A 17707-nucleotide genomic window follows, 5' to 3' on the forward strand; every position below is an offset into this window, starting at 1 on the left:
GGATGAGCCAGGCCCTCACGCTTGCCCGCCCGTACGCCCGCGCCGCGTTCGCGACCGCGCGCGACGAAGGCGCGTTCGCGCCGTGGTCGGATGCCCTCGCGTTCTCCGCCCACGTCGCCGCCGACCCGCGCGTGGCGGCCCTGCTCGCCAACCCGGAGCTGGGCCGTGACGACGCCGTCGCCCTGCTGGCGCCGGTGACCCACGGCGAGACCTACTCGCGCTTCCTGGCCATCCTGGCCGAATCGCATCGTCTGCCGCTGCTGCCGGAAATCTCCGGCATGTTCGACGCCCTGCGCGCCGATGCCGAGCACGTGGTCAAGGCCAACGTGACCTCTGCCGCCGAACTCTCGGCCGGTGAACTGGACGCGATCAAGGTCGCGCTGCGCAAGCGCTTCAACCGCGAGGTCGAAGTGACCACCGCGGTCGACGCCTCGCTGATCGGTGGCGCCGTGATCGACGCCGGTGACGTGGTCATCGATGGTTCGCTGAAGGGCAAGCTGGCCCGTCTGCAGACCGCGCTCGCTAACTGAATTCATTTAACGTCCGGCCCCGCTGCCGGCACTAGGACTTGACGATGGCAACCACGCTCAACCCCTCCGAAATCAGCGAACTGATCAAGAACCGCATCGAGAAGGTCAAGCTGGCCGCGGAATCGCGCAACGAAGGCACCGTGACCAGCGTGTCCGACGGCATCGTGCGCATCTTCGGTCTGGCCGACGTGATGCAGGGCGAAATGATCGAACTGCCGAACAACAGCTTCGCCCTGGCCCTGAACCTGGAGCGCGACTCGGTCGGCGCCGTGGTCCTGGGCGGCTACGAGCACCTGCGCGAAGGCGACGTTGCCAAGACCACCGGCCGCATCCTGGAAGTGCCGGTCGGTCCGGAACTGCTGGGCCGCGTCGTCAACGCCCTGGGCGAGCCGATCGATGGCAAGGGCCCGCTGGGTACCGACCTGACCGCTCCGGTGGAGCGCGTTGCACCGGGCGTGATCTGGCGCAAGTCGGTCGACCAGCCGGTGCAGACCGGTTACAAGTCGGTCGACTCGATGATTCCGATCGGCCGTGGCCAGCGCGAGCTGATCATCGGTGACCGCCAGACCGGCAAGACCGCGATGGCCATCGATGCGGTGATCAACCAGAAGGGCACCGGCATCAAGTGCGTGTACGTTGCGATCGGCCAGAAGGCTTCGACCATCGCCAACATCGTGCGCAAGCTGGAAGAGAACGGCGCGCTGGCGCACACCGTCGTGGTCGCCGCCACTGCCTCCGAATCGGCTGCCATGCAGTACATCAGCGCCTACTCGGGCTGCACCATGGGTGAGTACTTCATGGACCGCGGCGAAGACGCGCTGATCGTGTACGACGATCTGTCCAAGCAGGCCGTGGCCTACCGCCAGATCTCGCTGCTGCTGAAGCGCCCGCCGGGCCGTGAAGCCTACCCGGGTGACGTGTTCTACCTGCACTCCCGTCTGCTCGAGCGCGCTGCCCGCGTGTCCGAGGAGTACGTCGAGAAGTTCACCGAAGGCAAGGTCACCGGCAAGACCGGTTCGCTGACCGCGCTGCCGATCATCGAAACCCAGGCGGGCGACGTTTCCGCGTTCGTTCCGACCAACGTGATCTCGATCACCGACGGTCAGATCTTCCTGGAAACCGACCTGTTCAACGCCGGCATCCGCCCGGCCGTGAACGCCGGTATCTCGGTGTCGCGCGTCGGTGGCTCAGCCCAGACCAAGATCATCAAGAAGCTGTCGGGCGGCATCCGTATCTCGCTGGCCCAGTACCGTGAGCTGGCTGCGTTCGCGCAGTTCGCCTCGGACCTGGACGAAGCGACCCGCAAGCAGCTGGAGCGTGGCCAGCGCGTCACCGAGCTGATGAAGCAGAAGCAGTACGCGCCGATGTCGATCGCCAACCAGGCGCTGTCGATCTACGCCGTCAATGAGGGCTACCTCGACGACGTGCCGGTCAACAAGCTGCTGGCGTTTGAAGAAGGCCTGCACGCCCACTTCGCCAACACCCAGGGCGAGCTGATCGGCAAGGTCAACGCCACCGGCGGTTGGGACAACGACATCGAAGGTGCCTTCAAGAAGGGCATCGCCGAGTTCAAGACCACCGGCAGCTGGTAAGACGGACGTGTGGCGGGGCCTGGCCCCGCTACACCGTTGATTGCAGCGGGGCATCGCCCCGCTCTACGGGAATCAAAGATGGCAAGCGGACGCGAAATCAAAACCAAGATCAAGAGCGTGCAGAACACCCGCAAGGTGACGCGCGCCCTGGAAATGGTCTCGGCCTCCAAGATCCGCAAGGCGCAGGATCGGATGAAGACCTCGCGTCCGTACGCGCAGGCGATGAAGCAGGTGATCGGCCACCTGGCGCAGGCCAGCACCGATTACCAGCATCCGTTCCTGGTCGAGCGCGAGCAGGTCAAGCGGGTCGGTTTCATCGTGATCTCCTCTGATCGCGGCCTGGCTGGCGGCCTCAACAACAACCTGTTCCGCAAGCTCTTGGGTGAAGCCAAGACCTGGCAGGACAAGGGTGCCGAAGTGGACATGGTGACCATCGGCCAGAAGGCGTCGACCTTCTTCCGCCGGGTCAAGGTCAACATGGTCGGCAGCGTGACCCACATTGGTGACGTACCGAAGCTGGAATCGCTGATCGGCGTGATCAAGGTCATGCTCGATGCCTTCACCGAAGGCAAGATCGATCGCGTGTACCTGGTCTACAACCGCTTCATCAACACGATGACGCAGAAGGCCAGCTTCGATCAGCTGTTGCCGTTGCCGGCCGCCGAGAAGCAGGTCGCCCATCACGACTGGGACTACCTGTACGAACCCGATGCCGCGACCGTGCTCGAGCACGTGATGACGCGTTACATCGAATCGCTGGTGTACCAGGCGCTGCTGGAAAACGTCGCGTCCGAACATGCCGCGCGCATGGTCGCGATGAAGTCGGCCAGCGACAACGCCAACAAGCTGATCGGCGATCTGCAGCTCGTCTACAACAAGGCGCGCCAGGCAGCGATCACCCAGGAAATTTCCGAAATCGTCGGCGGCGCGGCAGCAGTCTGACCGCGTTCGTTCAAAGCACACATTTAGAGGATGCAGCAATGAGTCAGGGCAAGATCGTTCAGATCATCGGCGCCGTCGTCGACGTCGAATTCCCGCGTGAGTCGGTGCCGAAGGTGTATGACGCACTGAAGGTGGAAAACACCGAGATCACCCTTGAAGTCCAGCAGCAGCTGGGCGACGGCGTGGTCCGTTGCATCGCGCTGGGTTCCACCGACGGCCTGAAGCGCAACCTGGTTGCGATCAACACCGGTCGCGGCATCTCGGTGCCGGTCGGCGCCGGTACCCTGGGCCGCATCATGGACGTGCTTGGCCGTCCGATCGACGAAGCCGGCCCGGTGGCCGCCAGCGACAGCTGGGAAATCCACCGCGACGCGCCGTCGTACGAAGACCAGTCCCCGGCCACCGAGCTGCTGGAAACCGGCATCAAGGTCATCGACCTGATGTGCCCGTTCGCCAAGGGCGGCAAGGTCGGCCTGTTCGGCGGCGCCGGCGTCGGCAAGACCGTCAACATGATGGAACTGATCAACAACATCGCCAAGGCGCACAGCGGTCTGTCCGTGTTCGCCGGCGTGGGTGAGCGTACCCGTGAGGGCAACGACTTCTACCACGAAATGAAGGACTCCAACGTCCTGGACAAGGTCGCGATGGTGTACGGCCAGATGAACGAGCCGCCGGGCAACCGTCTGCGCGTCGCCCTGACCGGCCTGACCATGGCCGAGTACTTCCGCGACGAGAAGGACGAAAACGGCAAGGGTAAGGACGTCCTGCTGTTCGTCGACAACATCTACCGCTACACCCTGGCCGGTACCGAAGTGTCGGCACTGCTGGGTCGTATGCCGTCGGCGGTGGGTTACCAGCCGACCCTGGCCGAGGAAATGGGTGTCCTGCAGGAGCGCATCACCTCGACCAAGAACGGTTCGATCACCTCGATCCAGGCCGTCTACGTTCCCGCGGATGACTTGACCGATCCGTCGCCGGCGACCACCTTCGCCCACCTTGACTCGACCGTGACCCTGTCGCGTTCGATCGCCTCGCTGGGTATCTACCCGGCAGTCGATCCGCTGGATTCCACCAGCCGCCAGATGGACCCGCTGGTCATCGGCCACGAGCACTACGACACCGCCCAGCGCGTCCAGCAGACCCTGCAGAAGTACAAGGAACTGAAGGACATCATCGCCATCCTGGGCATGGACGAACTGTCCGAAGAAGACAAGCAGGCCGTGTCGCGCGCCCGCAAGATCGAGCGCTTCTTCAGCCAGCCGTTCCACGTGGCCGAAGTGTTCACCGGCTCGCCGGGCAAGTACGTGTCGCTGAAGGACACCATCCGTGGCTTCAAGGCCATCGTCGATGGCGAGTACGACCACCTGCCGGAGCAGGCGTTCTACATGGTCGGCAGCATCGAAGAAGCGGTCGAGAAGGCCAAGAAGATGGCCGAGAAGGCCTGATGCGGCGGGGACGGGTTTCGGCCTGTCCCATCCGTGACACGGGGTGGGCCTGCGCCCACCGCTGCGGAAACCCCTGCGGTGGGTAACACCCGCCCCCTAGCGAAGAGAGTTCCATGAGCACCATCCGTTGCGACATCGTCAGCGCCGAGCAGGAAATCTTCCGTGGTGAAGCGACCCTGGTCGTGGCCACCGGTGAGCTGGGCGAACTGGGCATCGCGCCCAAGCACGCGCCGCTGATCACCCGCCTGAAGCCGGGCAAGGTGGTGGTGACCACGCCGAACGGCGAGCAGCTGGATTTCGCCATTTCCGGCGGCATCCTGGAAGTGCAGCCGCAGGTCGTGACCGTGCTGGCCGACACCGCGATCCGCGCGCAGGACATCGACGAAGCCTCGGTCCGCAAGGCCAAGGAAGAAGCCGAGCGCATCCTGGCCAACCGCGGCGAAGCGATGGAAGTGGCCGAAGCCCAGCAGAAGCTGGCCGAAGCCGTCGTCCAGCTGCAGGCGCTGGAGCGCCTGCGCAAGAATCTCAAGCACTGAAACGTGCTCGGGAACCATCGGCAGCAATGCCGGTAGTGATGGAAGATCGCCGGCGCAATGCCGGCGATTTTCGTTCAGGAGAAGGGAGACATGCACGGAATGCAGTACGCATCGACCATGAGCATGGGCGCCACCGATGTAGCCCTCCCCCGATGGGCCCGGCCTGAAACCCTGTGGGTGGCAAGCTGGCTGGTGCTGTGCCTGCCGTGGCTGATCGGTACCAAGGTCATCCCATACGACGCCGTGCAGCAGTTCTTCCCGGCGGTCAGTTTCAGTGCCGAGCAGCTTCTGAACCTGCAGGCCCCTTGGTGGAACCCCTACCTGTTCGGCGGCTATCCGCAGATCGCCGATCCGCAGATGATGACGCTGCAGCCGACCATGGTCCTGCCGATGCTGCTGGCGCCCGCTTCGTTGCATCTGTTCACCGTGGTGGTGCTGCTGCATGTGCTGGCGGGTGGCTTCGGCGCGCTGCGCCTGGCGCGTTCATTCGGTCTTTCTGCAGCCGCACAGTGGCTCTTTGCGATGGTGCTGATGTTCGGTGCGGTGGCAGCCTCCCGCCTGCAGCACACGCCGATGATCGTCAGCTACAGCCTGCTTCCCTGGATCTGGCTGGGACTGTCGAACGTTCGGAACCAGGGCCGCACGCGTGACGTATTGCTGGCGGGAATTGCAGGAGGGCTGTGTGCGCTGCAGCTGACCCAGGTGACCTACTTCATCATCCTGGTGTGTGCTGTGTACGCCGTGGGCACAGTGCTGTCGGCCACGGGCAAGCGCTTCCGCCTGGCATTGCAGCTGACCGCCGTCGCCCTGATCGCCGCCGCAGTGAGCGCCCCCCAGTGGCTTTCCACGTTGGCATGGCTGGGTGACACCAACCGTGATGGCATGACGCTGGAGACGGCGTTGGCCGGTGCGATGCACTGGCAGGGACTGGTGACACTGCTCTCGGGAAATGTGTTCTCGCAGGCGCGTGGGAACAGTTGGTCCTTCGGCGATATCACCACGGACTACCTCTATTTCGGCGCGGTGCCACTGGCGCTCTGGCTGGCTTGGGGCGGCAGCGTTGTGCACAGGCAGCGACGCGCCACCTGTTTGGCGCTGGGTGTACTGCTGTTGACGACGCTGGTCGCCCTGGGTGACGTGACTCCGTTGTTCGCATGGCTCTTCAGCGCGCTGCCGGGTCTTGATCTGTTCCGACGGCCCTCCGATGCGCTGTTCCTTGCCGTGCCGGCAGCGGCCTGGCTGGGTGCACAGGCGTTGCAGGTTGCGTTGGAAAAGCGCGCACTGCACCCGCACCGGATGTCGTTGGCGTTGGTCGTTGTACTCGTGCCAGTTGCTTCCTGGCTGGCCGTGAGCCACGGGCATCTGGAAGCCTTTGCGTGGCTGGCGGCCAGTGCCGGCATCGGCATTGCCGCAGTGCAGCTGCTGCGTCGGCACCCGGCTCCGATGCGCTGGCTGATCGCACTGGTCGTGTTCGACATGCTGCTGTTCAACGTGGGAGCACGCTTCAATACGTCGGGCGCCCGTCCGCCGGTAATGACGGCCGAGCGCAATGGCGCCACGCAGCGCGCGTATGCGCTGCTTGCCGCCGAGCGGCGCGCAGGCCTGCCCGAGCGCGCCATCGTCTTCGGCATCGGCGTGCTGACCAATGGCGCCGCTGTGCACGCGATTCCACTGGCCAATGGCTACAACCCGCTGCTGTCCAGTGACTACCAGCAGATGGTCGGGATGCCGACGGAACCCGTGGCTGCCTTCCAGCAGAAGGCGACGACCCCTTGGGCGCCAGACATGGACGCCCCCGTGTACGACCTGCTGGGGGTCCGCTGGCTGCTGTCACCGGAGCCGTTTGCAGGGTCCGATGACCAAGGCAGCGATGTGCAGTTGGCGCTACGCGGAAGCGTGCTGCCGCGTACGCTCAATCCGCAACGGGTGCAGCGGCACAGTGAACGCCTGCCACCGGCTGCCGAGTTCAACCAGACGGACTTCAGCCAGGTGGTCTGGCTGCCCACCGGGCAGCAGACGACCTGCCCTGAACGTGAGGCAGGCCGACTGCACGTGCTCTCACAGGCCTATCAGCCCGGCAGAATCGTCCTTGACGTGGACGCTGAGCATCCGGCGTGGCTGGTGATCAATGAAGTGACCGCCCAGGGTTGGCAGGCCCGACTCGATGGCGGAGCGCCGTTGCCGCTGATGCGTGCCAATGGCCTCTTCCACGCGGTGTGCGTGCCTGCGGGGCGGCATCGCGTAGAACTCGGGTACAGCCCCCTGCAGCTGTGGCGGGGTGGGTTGCGGCAGCGGTTTGCGATGGGCGTAGCAGGCTGAAGGTCTCAGCGGAAGACAACATGGCGCAACAGCAGGAAGGAGATCAGGGCGATTCCACCTTCGATCAGCGGCTTGGCCAGCCAGGCCCAATCCAATCCAAGATGGCGGCTGGTCAAAGCGACCAGCACCGTGCTGGCAGCGGTAAGTGCGGCCCAGATCCCCAGGAAACGTGAAAATCGACGCCAGCCAAGGCGCGCGCTACCTGCGCTGGCAAAGGTGTAACGGCCGTTGAGCCAGAAGCCCAGCAGCATCCCGGCCAGGCGACCGGCAATGTTTGCTGGCACCACGGGCAGGCCCAGCGCGGTCGCGGCGACGAACACCAGCCAGTCGAGCAGCAGCTGCACGAGCCCGATGATGAGATAGGTGCTTCCCTGGCGGACGAGGCCCATTGGTACGGTGAAGGAGGTGGGATGCACATGTTAACGGCCCACGCTCTAGAATCATCGGCAACGAACCACGGACTGCCGTTTCCATGACCCAACCCCTGCACGTCATCATCCTCGCCGCTGGCGCGGGCAAGCGCATGAAGTCGGTGCTGCCGAAGGTGCTGCAGCCGATCGCCGGCCAGCCGATGCTGGCACACGTGATCGCGGCCGCCCGCGAACTGGAACCGGCGGCGATCCATGTGGTCTATGGCCATGGTGGTGAAGCGGTGCGCCAGCACTTCGCTGACCAGCCCGACCTGCAATGGGCTGAACAGGCGCAGCAGCTGGGTACCGGCCATGCGGTGGCCCAGGCGATGCCGCAGGTTCCGGATGCGGCCCAGGTGCTTGTGCTGTATGGCGACGTGCCGCTGATCCGAGCGCAGACCCTGCGCGACCTGCTGGCGCAGCCGGGCCGGCTGGCCGTGCTGGTCGCCGATGTCGAAGACCCGACCGGTTACGGCCGCGTGCTGCGCGACGCCGAGGGCAAGGTCGGCTCGATCGTTGAGCAGAAGGACGCCAACGACGACCAGCTGCGCGTACGCACGATCAACACCGGCATCATCGCCGCCGAATCCACCGCGCTGCGCCGTTGGCTGTCGCAGTTGTCGAACAGCAATGCACAGGGCGAGTACTACCTCACCGACGTGTTCGCCTTCGCCGCGCATGAGTACACCCCGGCCGAGATGGCGCTGGTGGCTGATGCACAGGAAGCCGAAGGGGCGAACGATCCCTGGCAGCTTTCGCAGCTGGAGCGTGCCTGGCAGCGCCGCGCGGTGCGCGCTTTGTGCGCGCAGGGTGCGCGCGTGCGTGACCCGGCACGCCTGGACATCCGCGGTACTGTCAGTGTCGGCAACGACGTGCTGATCGATGTTGACGTTGTGCTCGAGGGCAACATCGTGCTGGGCGATGGCGTGACCATCGGACCGTTCAACCGGCTGAAGGACGTCAACCTCGGCCCGGGCACCGAAGTGCGCGCGCATTGTGACCTGGAAGGCGTGGTCACCGAAGGTGCTGCGCTGGTGGGGCCGTTCGCGCGGCTACGCCCGGGTACCGTGCTGGCCGACGGTGTGCACGTGGGCAACTTCGTCGAGACCAAGAAAGTCACCCTCGGTGTCGGCAGCAAGGCCAACCACCTGACCTACCTGGGCGACGCGGTGATCGGTAGCAAGGTGAACATCGGTGCCGGCACCATCACCTGCAACTACGACGGCGTGAACAAGTCGACCACCACCATCGGCGACAACGCCTTCATCGGCTCCAACAGTTCGCTGGTAGCACCGGTGACCATTGGCGATAGCGCGACGATTGCCGCCGGTTCGGTCATCACCCGCGACGCCCCGGATGGCAAGCTGACCCTGGCACGTGCACGACAGGAAACCATCGATGGCTGGAAGCGCCCGCTCAAAAAGCCCTGAGCCACGTGCAGCGCGCGCCGATGAGCTCGGGGTGCTGCCTGCGATCGAGCGACGTGCTGGCGAACTGCTGAAGGGCCACCCGGCCTACACGGTGTTCGCCGGCCATGGGCTGGACCTGCAGACCCTGCAGGAGGGCCTGCAGCGCGGTCAGTTGTGGGTGGTGGATGCAGCTGATGGCGGCATCGCGGGTTACCTGCTGGCCGGCGAACTGTGTGGTGAGTTCCATGTGCTGCAGATGGACGTGGACCCCATGCATGCCCGGCACGGCCACGGCCGCGCGTTGCTGCGGCATGCATTGGGCGAGGCCAAAGCGCTTGGTTACCCGGCGGCAGTGCTGACCACGTTGTCCGATGTGCCGTGGAATGCGGACTTCTATGCAAGCGAAGGATTCGCGGTAGTGCCGCAGGCGGAGTGGAGCGATGGCCTGCGCGCCGTGATGGCTGAAGAGGCCGCGCTGGGGTTTCCGATGCATCTGCGGGTGGCGATGCGGCGCGTTTAGTAGCTGCCGACCTTGGTCGGCATATCCACGCATGGCGTGGATCTACTGACAGGCCGACCAAGGTCGGCAGCTGCCGGGAAACCCGCTCAGCCCACCGGCAACAGGATCGACACGCACAACCCGCCATCGCCGCGGTTCTGCAGTGACACCCGGCCGCCATGTGCTTCCACGATCTCGCGGGTCAAAGCCAGGCCCAATCCGGTGCCATTGCGCTTGGTCGAATAGAACGGCATCAGCGCGTTCTGCAGCACCTGCTCGTTCATGCCCTTGCCACGGTCGAGCACGTCCAGGCGCAGCCACTGCGGCAACCGCGTCAGCTGCACCTGCACATCGTCGTTCGGCGGATCAGCCTCGGCGCAGGCTTCATGAGCATTCTTCAGCAGGTTCAACAGCGCCTGCCCGAACTGCGCGATATCGATGCGGCTGCTGAGCTCTTCATCCGGCTCGTGCTCCATGCCGAACGGGATCTGCTGGCGCATGCTGGACAGGAACGGTGCCCAGTGCACGGTCTGCAACTGCGGCTGCGGCAGCTTGGCAAAGCGCGCATAGCCGCGGATGAAACCTTCCAGGTGGCGCGCACGGTCTTCGATGGTGGTGAAGATCTCCGGCAGCCGATCAAAGCGTTCGCGCTGCACCAGCACGCCGCCGGAGTGGGCCAGCGATGCGATCGGCGCCAGCGAGTTGTTGAGCTCGTGGCTGATCACCCGGATCACCTTCTTCCAGGTCTGAACTTCCTGGCGGCGCAGCTCGGCGGTCAGCAGGCGCACCAGCAGCAGGTCATGCGGTCGGCCGTTGAGCTGGAAGGCGCGCCGCGACAGGTGGTAGACCTGCTCGTCGTCCTCATCACCATCCTCTCCCTCGGCGTGCACCGCGAACAGGCTGTCGCCGCCACGGGCGATGGCATCGCGCAGCTCCACCGGCACCTGTTCCAGCACCTCTTCCAGACGTTGGCCTTCCAGTTTCCAGCCGCCGTGCAGCAGCTTGCGCGCGGCCAGGTTGGAGAACACCACGCGGGCGATGCCATCACCGCCGGAGGCGATCAGCAGCATTGCCACTGGCGTGTTCTGCACCATGGTGTCCAGCAGCAGCTCGCGCTGCACCAGCCCCTGTCGCTGCGCGCGCAGCACATCACCCAGCTCGCGGTGGGCTTCCACCAGGTCACCCAGCTCATCGTTGCCGGGCCAGTACACGCCGAAGTTGTATTCGCCATCGCGGTAGCTGCTGGTGGTGCCGGACAGGGCGCGCATCAGCGAACGCACCGGCGCGGTGGCGCGACGCAGGGTCCACCACATCAGCGACAGCAGAACCAGCGCCGATACCGTGGTGACCACCCAGCCATGGTCCATCCAGTACGCCAGCAGCCACGGCAAGGCAGCGGCCAGCGCCAGCACTGGCAGCAGGCGCAGGAACAGGCGGAAGGTGAACGAGCGCCGTTTCATTCGCGAGGGATGCCGTGGCGATCCATCCGCCGGTACAGCGCCTGCCGGCTCAGGCCGAGTTCGGCGGCGGCCTGGGCGATGACGCCGTGGTTGCGCGCCAGTACGTCTTCGATGCGCGCGCGGTCGGGATCATTGCCCACACTGGGCGTCGGGCGCGCAGCGGCGGCTGCGCGCGGCAGGTTGAGATCGGCGACTTCGATGCGGTTGCCGGTGGCCAGCAGTTCGGCGCGCTGGATCACGTTGCGCAGCTCGCGCACGTTGCCCGGCCAGGGGTGCCGCTGCAGGGCTGCGGTGGCGGCACTGGACAGGGGCTTGCCAGCGGTCAGGAAGCGCTCGGCCAGGGGCACGATGTCGCCCGGACGCTCGGCCAGCGGCGGCAGCACCAGTTCCACCGTGTTGAGGCGGTAATAGAGGTCTTCGCGGAAGCTGCCCTCGCGGATCATCGCTGGCAGGTCGGCGTTGGTCGCACTGACCACGCGCACCTTGACCTGGCGCTCGCGGTTGGAGCCCAGGCGCTCGAAGCGGCCTGTTTCCAGCACACGCAGCAGCTTCATCTGCCCGCCCAGCGACAGGTTGCCGATCTCATCCAGGAACAGGGTGCCACCATCGGCGGCTTCGAACTTGCCTTCGCGTGCCTTGTTGGCGCCGGTGTAGGCACCGGCCTCGGCACCGAACAGTTCGGCTTCGATCAGTTCCGACGGCAGCGCGCCGCAGTTGACTGTGATGAACGGTCCTTTGGCCACCAGCGAATTGGCCTGGATGATCTGCGCGATCTTTTCCTTGCCCGCACCATTGGGGCCGGTGATCAGCACCGGCAGTTCCGAGCGCGCGACCTGGCAGGCCAGCGCGATCACGCGCTCGCTGGCGGGGTCGGCGAAGACCGCGCCGCACAGGTCGTACTTCTCTTCCAGCGCGTTGCGCTGGCGCAGTTCACGGCTGCGGCGCCGGTCCAGTTCGCGGCGCGCTTCGGACAGTTCCAGCAGGTTGTTGACGGTGGTCAGCAGCTTGCGGTCGTCCCATGGCTTGGCCAGGTAGTCGGCGGCACCGGCCTTGACCAGGTCCACCGCGCTGCTGAGGTGGGTCCAGGCGGTCAGCAGGATCACCGGCAGGTCCGGATGGCGTGCGCGGATCTGCGCGAACAAGGCCTCACCTTCTTCGCCGGAGGTAGTGTCCTCGCTGAAGTTCATGTCCTGGATCACCAGGTCGACCGGCTGCGACTCGAGCAGGGCCAGCCCTTCGGACGGGCTCTGCGCCTGCAGGGTGTCGATGTCGTGCAGGGAGAACAGCACATCCAGTGCGGTGCCTACACTGGCGTTGTCGTCGATGATCAGGATCGAAGGCATCAAGCGGTTCTGCAGAAAGGGATGGGCGGCGCCGATGGAGCCGATCGTGTCCATGCACCGGGAGAGCCCGGCGCCACCCATCAAGCATAGCCAAACCCGTGGCCGCAGGGGCAGGCGGGGTCAGCGCTGCGCTGGCGGAGGGGGTGGTGCCGGTGGAGGCGGAGCGACCAGCGCCAGGCGCCAGGCAGCCGCATTCACCGGGACTGTCATTTCGCGCCTGTCGCGGCGCAGCAACAGATAGACGGTGGGGCCGGTGGAGTGGCGCAGGGCGCCGGCAAGGTGCTCGACCCGGCGCACCGCAGTGTCGTCCACGCGCAGGATGCGATCACCGCTGCGCACGCCGAAGCGGGCCTCCGGGCTGGCCGCGTCCACATGCACCTGGCCTTCGGTCGAGCGCAGTGCCAGCCGTGCATCATCCTGGCGCCATTCCAGCGTCTGCGAGTTGCCACCGCCGGCCAGTGCCGGCAGTGGCAGGAGCATCACCAGCAGCATCCAGTGGGCGCGCATCTCACGCGCCCCGGGTGGCGACCGCAGGCGGGACGGCTGCAGCACGCCGGGCCGGCCCGAACACCGCGATCTGGCCCAGCACCCACAGCAGCAGCGCGCCCAGCGGCAGGTAGTACAGCGGCATGCGTGGCAGCTCGTACATGTTCATCAGTGCAAGGTTGATCGCATAGGCAGCGAGCATGCCCAGCACGATGCCCAGCGTGGCCAGCAGGAAGTTCTCGGTCTGGAAGTAGCGCAGGATCTGCCCACGGGTGGCGCCCAGTGCGCGGCGGATGCCGATCTGCTTGCTGCGCTGCTGCACCCAGAAGCTGGCCAGGCCGATGATGCCCAGTGCGGTGACCACCAGCAACGAGATGCTGACCGTGATCAGCAGGCCGACCATCGCGCGATCGTTCTTGAAGAAGTCCTTGCGCTGGTCTTCATAGGTCAGCTTGTCGCGCATCAGCCGGTTGGGATCATTGCGTTCCAGTGTTGTGGCGGCGGCGTTGAGCACTTCCTCGCGGCGCGCAGGGTCGGTGCGCAGTACATAGGTGCCACCTTCATCGAAGCTGCGGCGCAGCGGCAGCAGCATCGAGTTGGTCCAGTTGTCATTCCAGCCATTGGGCGTGCTGAGGGTGTCGACGATGCCGACCACATTCAGGGGCTGCTTGCCCATGTAGTAGGTCTTGTTCAGTGCGCTGCCGTTGGGCTCCATCTTGGCGGCAGTGGCCTGGGTGAGGATCACCGGAATCGCCTGTTCCTTGGCGCCGCCCTTGCTCGCTTCCTTCATGTCCTTGTACTCGCTGGGCAGGAAATCACGACCCGCGATCAGGTTGATGCCCATGGTTCCCAATCCACCTTCGGACAGGGTGTACATCGAGGCATTCGTGGTCGGGCGCTCCTGGTCGAGCTCACGCGAGATGCTGCTGCTGGAGGATCCATTGCGGAACGGAACCTGGTTGATGATGGTGGCGCTGGTGACGCCGGGAATGGCACGCAGCGAGGCCAGGTCTTCGCGGGTGCGGGCCATGGCGTTGGTCTGCTCGCCGATGCCGCTGACGCGCACCATCACCAGTTCGTTCTCGGCGATGCCACTGGGCATGCTGATCTTGTCGACGCGCTGGCTGACCAGGAACAGCGCGTTGCAGACGATGGCGCAGGTCAGCGCGACTTCCAGCACGATCAGGGCGGCCGCGGTCTTGTGCCGGCGCAGGGTGCTGAGGATGGGGCGGATGTCCATGGGAGTCCTCGTTCTCGTACTTACTGCGACTTGAGCTGGATGGCCGGGGTGACCTGCATGGCGCGCCAGGCAGGCAGGAAACCGGCGGCGAGGCTGGCAAACAGGGTCAGGCCCAGTGCGAGCAGCAGCATGTTGCCGTCCAGGTGGGCCAGCTTGGCGTACTCCACCGGTTGCTGGCGCACCGCGAACAGGCCGAGCAGGGCCAGGCCGATACCCAGCACGCCACCGACCACGCCGACCGCGCCGGCTTCCACCAGGCACTGCAGGAAGATCTGGCCACGACTGGCACCGAGGGCACGGCGCACACCGATCTCACCGCTGCGGCGCAGGAACTTGGCCAGCAGCAGGCCCACCGTGTTGACCAGGCAGACGCCGAGGAAGCCCAGGGCCAGCCACAGCTGCAGGCGCACGTCGCTGGGCACCGCGCCGTTGAAGTCCAGCCATTCCATCACGGTGCGCAGGCGCACGTTCGGCGGGTGCTTGAAGCGGCCAGCCTCGCGCTGCTGTGTCGAATAGTTCTCCAGGTAGCGGCGATAGTCGGCGGCCTTGGCCGGGTCCAGTTCCACCCAGTACTGCAGCCAGGCGCACGGTGCATTGAGCGAGTAGCTGTTGCCGTCGGGGTTCTCACCGAAACAGTTCATGTTGCCGTTGTTGCCCAGCTTCAGGTCGAACGAAGTGGAGATCGGCAGCAGCAGATCTTCGTCCTTGCCGAAGCTGCCCGTGGTCAGATCGTAGAAGTGCGGCTCCGGGCTCCACTCCTTCATGACGCCGACCACGCGATAGCTCTGGCCTTCCATGCGCACGTCACGCCCCACGCTGTTGGCACCCTGGAACAGCTTGTCGTTGAGTGCCTTGGAGATGACCACCACGCGGGCGCGGGCGCTGTCATCCTCGCGCGTCCAGGGGCGGCCGTACTGCATGGGAACCTCGAACATCGGGAAGAAGTCGGCCGACGTCCAGCGGGTGTCGATGCTGAAGGGCTTGAGCGTGCTGTTGTTCGGCTCGATGGTGCCACCGCCGCCGCTCATCAGGGCTTGGCGCTCACCCTTGGCCTCGCGCAGCAGCGCTTCACCGTCGAACCGGGTCAACTGGGTTTCCGGCTCCTCGCCGGCGACATAGGCGCCGGTTGCCGCATCCAGCTGGACGTAGAACAGGCGGTCGCTCTTGCCGGGAATCGGGTCGCCGGACAGTACATGGAACACAGTCAAAGTGGTCATCGAGGCGCCGATGCCCAGCGCGATGGCAACCACCATCAGCGCGGTCAGTACCTTGTTGCGGCGGAAGCTGCGCACCGCCAGTCGGGCGTAGTAGGCGAACATGGTCGGGCCCTCACTCGTTGACGGCGACGATGTGACGCGGCGGGGTGGCCAGCACCGGCTCGCGCACCAGGTCGGTCACCTGGCCATCGACGATGTGCACGTTGCGCTGCGCGCGGGCGGCCAGTTCCGGATCATGGGTGACCATCACGATGGTGGTGCCAGCGGCGTTGATCTCTTCCAGCAGTTCCATCACGCCGCGGGCCATCTGCGTGTCCAGGTTGCCGGTCGGTTCGTCGGCCAGCAACAGGCGCGGGCTGCCGGCCAAGGCGCGTGCGATGGCCGCGCGCTGCTGCTGGCCGCCCGACAGTTCATTCGGATAGTGCTTCATGCGCGAGCCGAGGCCGACCTGGCTCAGCGCCTTCTCGATACGTTCGCGGCGCTCGTTGGCGCTCATCTTCCGATAGCGCAGCGGCACGTCGACGTTGTCGAACAGGTTCAGGTCGGGGATCAGGTTGAAGCCCTGGAAGATGAAGCCGATCTTCTGGTTGCGCAGGCGGCTGCGCGCATCGTCGCCGAGCTTGCTCACGTCCTGGCCGTCGAGCATGTAGGTGCCGCTGGTGAAGGTTTCCAGCAGACCGGCGATGTTGAGGAAGGTGGTCTTGCCGGAGCCGGACGGGCCGGTGACAGCGACGAACTCGCCTTCCTTGACCTGCAGTTCCAGCGAGCGCAACGCATGGGTTTCCACCTGTTCGGTGCGGAAGACCTTGGCGACCGAACGCATTTCGAGCATGTACATGGGGTGTCCTCTCTCCAGGATTCAGGTATCAGGTATCAGTTGACGGAGACGCGTTCGGCGTCCTTGAACAGGTCGCTGCCGGAGACCACGATGCGGTCCCCCGGCTGCACACCCGACTTGATTTCCACTTCGCCCAGGCTGCTGACGCCCAGTTCCACCGGACGGCGCACTGCGGTGCGGCCATCCATCACGTAGGCGATGCCGTTGCCCTGTTCGACGAACGGGCCGCGCTCGACCTTCAGCACGTCCTTGCGGGTATCGAGCAGCACGCGCACCGACATCCGCTGGCTCTGGCGCAGGCCTTCCGGCTGCGCGCTGGCGAAGCGCACGCGGGCGTTGACCTCGCCGTTGACCACTTCCGGCGACACCGCACTGATCTCGCCCGGGAACGGCTTGCCGTTGCCGCCGGTCAGCTGCGCCGGCATGCCGATCGCCAGGTCGCGCGCGAAGCTCTCCGGCACCTTGATCTCGACTTCGAACTTGGACAGGTCAACCACGCCCAGCACCGGCGCGTTGGCGGCCAGGTTGGTGGACTGGATGGCCTGCACCTGGCCGACCTGGCCGTCGAACGGTGCGCGCAGGGTCAGCGCGTCGACCTGGCGCTGCACCTCGGCCACCACCGCCTTCTGGCGATCGGCCAGCAGACGCTTGTTGCGGGCATCCAGGTCCGCGCCCTGGCTCTGCAGGCGGGCATCGATGGTGGCGTTGGCCAGGGTGATGTCGGCTTTCTTCAGCGAGTCCTTGGCCTTGGCCAGGTCGATCTGCGGCACCGCGCCGCCGTCATAGCCGCGCTGGTAGCGCTGCAGGTCACGGTCGGCGGCCTGCCGTTCGATGGTGGCCTGATCGGTTTCCTTGCGCGACTTGGCGCGGGCCAGGGTGGCGTCCAGTGCGGCCCGGCTCGATTCAGCCTCCAGGCCGGCCAGGGTGGCCTGTTCCTGGGCCAGCTTGCTGCGCAGTTCCGGGCTGTCGATGACCGCCAGTTCCTGTCCCTTCTTGACCACGTCGCCGGCGACCACCTTCAGGTCCACGGTACCGGCCGAGATGGCATACAGAATCGGGCTGTTGGCAGCGATCACGCGGCCGTCGGCAGCAATGTCGCGGACCAGGTCGCCGCGCTTCACTTCGGCGATGCGCACGCGGCTGCTGTCGAAGGAACGGCTGGCATTGGACCAGGCATGTACCGCCCAGCCAATGCCGGCCAGCAGTGCGATGGCGGCAAGCGCCGGCCAGCGGTAGCGCTGCCAGGAGGCGCGGGTGGTGCCTGCCGGGGCGGAGGAAACGATCTGGTCCTGTGCGGAGGTGTCGCGGATCATCGATGCGTGCCTGTCGGTGGTGCCTGGGTGGTACCCGATACAAGCACGATGCATGCCAACTTTATTTCCTTTCAGTTCAATGATTTGGATGGGTGCAAAAAGTGTCCGCGTGTCCGCGGACACCTTTC

General features: G+C 65.6%; 16 protein-coding genes. 8 read left to right on the forward strand and 8 right to left on the reverse strand.

Annotated features, from left to right (window positions below; all coding sequences use genetic code 11):
* The first annotated feature begins 2 nt into the window (after positions 1 to 2).
* From AC13GA_RS13515 to AC13GA_RS13540, 6 genes are all read left to right on the forward strand, one after another.
* Positions 3 to 530, forward strand: a complete 528-nt coding sequence (locus AC13GA_RS13515) for a F0F1 ATP synthase subunit delta (RefSeq protein ID WP_006394588.1) — start codon at positions 3 to 5, stop codon at positions 528 to 530.
* Positions 531 to 574: 44 nt separating this feature from the next.
* Complete coding sequence (atpA, locus tag AC13GA_RS13520; protein ID WP_046984974.1) at positions 575 to 2122, forward strand: F0F1 ATP synthase subunit alpha; 1548 nt, start codon at positions 575 to 577, stop codon at positions 2120 to 2122.
* 78 nt (positions 2123 to 2200) lie between these two features.
* Positions 2201 to 3064: a F0F1 ATP synthase subunit gamma gene (gene atpG / locus AC13GA_RS13525; RefSeq protein WP_482998352.1), complete on the forward strand. Its 864-nt coding sequence runs from the start codon at positions 2201 to 2203 to the stop codon at positions 3062 to 3064.
* A gap of 38 nt (positions 3065 to 3102) precedes the next feature.
* Positions 3103 to 4509, forward strand: a complete 1407-nt coding sequence (atpD, locus tag AC13GA_RS13530) for a F0F1 ATP synthase subunit beta (RefSeq protein ID WP_046984975.1) — start codon at positions 3103 to 3105, stop codon at positions 4507 to 4509.
* Positions 4510 to 4622: 113 nt separating this feature from the next.
* Entirely contained in the window at positions 4623 to 5045 is a 423-nt protein-coding gene (locus AC13GA_RS13535) for a F0F1 ATP synthase subunit epsilon (RefSeq protein ID WP_005419509.1), read from the forward strand.
* 90 nt (positions 5046 to 5135) lie between these two features.
* Positions 5136 to 7364: a hypothetical protein gene (locus tag AC13GA_RS13540; RefSeq protein ID WP_482998353.1), complete on the forward strand. Its 2229-nt coding sequence runs from the start codon at positions 5136 to 5138 to the stop codon at positions 7362 to 7364.
* Positions 7365 to 7369: 5 nt separating this feature from the next.
* On the opposite strand, the gene AC13GA_RS13545 is transcribed toward AC13GA_RS13540, so the two are convergent.
* The gene (locus AC13GA_RS13545; RefSeq protein ID WP_046984977.1) at positions 7370 to 7753 is read right to left on the reverse strand and encodes a GtrA family protein; all 384 of its coding nucleotides are present in this window, start codon (positions 7751 to 7753) and stop codon (positions 7370 to 7372) included.
* An 83-nt stretch (positions 7754 to 7836) separates the two neighbouring features.
* Here AC13GA_RS13545 and glmU point away from each other — a divergent pair, with 83 nt between their 5' ends.
* Positions 7837 to 9204 carry a bifunctional UDP-N-acetylglucosamine diphosphorylase/glucosamine-1-phosphate N-acetyltransferase GlmU gene (glmU, locus tag AC13GA_RS13550; protein ID WP_295382034.1) on the forward strand — a complete coding sequence of 456 codons (1368 nt, stop codon included), beginning with the start codon at positions 7837 to 7839 and terminating at the stop codon, positions 9202 to 9204.
* Positions 9173 to 9703, forward strand: coding sequence for a GNAT family N-acetyltransferase (locus tag AC13GA_RS13555; protein WP_447782628.1), 531 nt, complete (start codon positions 9173 to 9175; stop codon positions 9701 to 9703). Before glmU ends, AC13GA_RS13555 begins: the two co-directional genes overlap by 32 nt.
* 86 nt (positions 9704 to 9789) lie before the next feature.
* On the opposite strand, the gene AC13GA_RS13560 is transcribed toward AC13GA_RS13555, so the two are convergent.
* From AC13GA_RS13560 to AC13GA_RS13590, 7 genes are all read right to left on the reverse strand, one after another.
* On the reverse strand, positions 9790 to 11142 hold the full coding sequence (locus AC13GA_RS13560) for a sensor histidine kinase (RefSeq protein ID WP_006394396.1): 1353 nt from the start codon (positions 11140 to 11142) through the stop codon (positions 9790 to 9792).
* Positions 11139 to 12485, reverse strand: a complete 1347-nt coding sequence (locus tag AC13GA_RS13565) for a sigma-54-dependent transcriptional regulator (protein WP_447782627.1) — start codon at positions 12483 to 12485, stop codon at positions 11139 to 11141. The genes AC13GA_RS13560 and AC13GA_RS13565 overlap by 4 nt, the downstream gene beginning before the upstream one ends.
* Before the next feature lie 120 nt (positions 12486 to 12605).
* Positions 12606 to 12992, reverse strand: coding sequence for a PDZ domain-containing protein (locus AC13GA_RS13570; protein ID WP_253078349.1), 387 nt, complete (start codon positions 12990 to 12992; stop codon positions 12606 to 12608).
* 1 nt (position 12993) lies between these two features.
* Positions 12994 to 14211, reverse strand: a complete 1218-nt coding sequence (locus AC13GA_RS13575; RefSeq protein ID WP_046984982.1) for an ABC transporter permease — start codon at positions 14209 to 14211, stop codon at positions 12994 to 12996.
* 20 nt (positions 14212 to 14231) lie between these two features.
* Entirely contained in the window at positions 14232 to 15530 is a 1299-nt protein-coding gene (locus tag AC13GA_RS13580; protein WP_482998354.1) for an ABC transporter permease, read from the reverse strand.
* Between the two features lie 10 nt (positions 15531 to 15540).
* The gene (locus tag AC13GA_RS13585; RefSeq protein WP_006394322.1) at positions 15541 to 16266 is read right to left on the reverse strand and encodes an ABC transporter ATP-binding protein; all 726 of its coding nucleotides are present in this window, start codon (positions 16264 to 16266) and stop codon (positions 15541 to 15543) included.
* 35 nt (positions 16267 to 16301) lie between these two features.
* Positions 16302 to 17579: an efflux RND transporter periplasmic adaptor subunit gene (locus AC13GA_RS13590; RefSeq protein WP_046984984.1), complete on the reverse strand. Its 1278-nt coding sequence runs from the start codon at positions 17577 to 17579 to the stop codon at positions 16302 to 16304.
* Between the last annotated feature and the right edge of the window lie 128 nt (positions 17580 to 17707).

It is taken from the genome of Stenotrophomonas sp. 22DLJC03 (assembly GCF_056861405.1).

Bases quoted from the DNA above. Each gene is read 5' to 3' on its own strand.
- AC13GA_RS13515 (WP_006394588.1), top strand. From the start codon at position 3: ATGAGCCAGGCCCTCACGCTTGCCCGCCCGTACGCCCGCGCCGCGTTC.
- atpA (WP_046984974.1), top strand. From the start codon at position 575: ATGGCAACCACGCTCAACCCCTCCGAAATCAGCGAACTGATCAAGAAC.
- atpG (WP_482998352.1), top strand. From the start codon at position 2,201: ATGGCAAGCGGACGCGAAATCAAAACCAAGATCAAGAGCGTGCAGAAC.
- atpD (WP_046984975.1), top strand. From the start codon at position 3,103: ATGAGTCAGGGCAAGATCGTTCAGATCATCGGCGCCGTCGTCGACGTC.
- AC13GA_RS13535 (WP_005419509.1), top strand. From the start codon at position 4,623: ATGAGCACCATCCGTTGCGACATCGTCAGCGCCGAGCAGGAAATCTTC.
- AC13GA_RS13540 (WP_482998353.1), top strand. From the start codon at position 5,136: ATGCACGGAATGCAGTACGCATCGACCATGAGCATGGGCGCCACCGAT.
- AC13GA_RS13545 (WP_046984977.1), bottom strand. From the start codon at position 7,753: ATGGGCCTCGTCCGCCAGGGAAGCACCTATCTCATCATCGGGCTCGTG.
- glmU (WP_295382034.1), top strand. From the start codon at position 7,837: ATGACCCAACCCCTGCACGTCATCATCCTCGCCGCTGGCGCGGGCAAG.
- AC13GA_RS13555 (WP_447782628.1), top strand. From the start codon at position 9,173: ATGGCTGGAAGCGCCCGCTCAAAAAGCCCTGAGCCACGTGCAGCGCGC.
- AC13GA_RS13560 (WP_006394396.1), bottom strand. From the start codon at position 11,142: ATGAAACGGCGCTCGTTCACCTTCCGCCTGTTCCTGCGCCTGCTGCCA.
- AC13GA_RS13565 (WP_447782627.1), bottom strand. From the start codon at position 12,485: ATGCCTTCGATCCTGATCATCGACGACAACGCCAGTGTAGGCACCGCA.
- AC13GA_RS13570 (WP_253078349.1), bottom strand. From the start codon at position 12,992: ATGCGCGCCCACTGGATGCTGCTGGTGATGCTCCTGCCACTGCCGGCA.
- AC13GA_RS13575 (WP_046984982.1), bottom strand. From the start codon at position 14,211: ATGGACATCCGCCCCATCCTCAGCACCCTGCGCCGGCACAAGACCGCG.
- AC13GA_RS13580 (WP_482998354.1), bottom strand. From the start codon at position 15,530: ATGTTCGCCTACTACGCCCGACTGGCGGTGCGCAGCTTCCGCCGCAAC.
- AC13GA_RS13585 (WP_006394322.1), bottom strand. From the start codon at position 16,266: ATGTACATGCTCGAAATGCGTTCGGTCGCCAAGGTCTTCCGCACCGAA.
- AC13GA_RS13590 (WP_046984984.1), bottom strand. From the start codon at position 17,579: ATGATCCGCGACACCTCCGCACAGGACCAGATCGTTTCCTCCGCCCCG.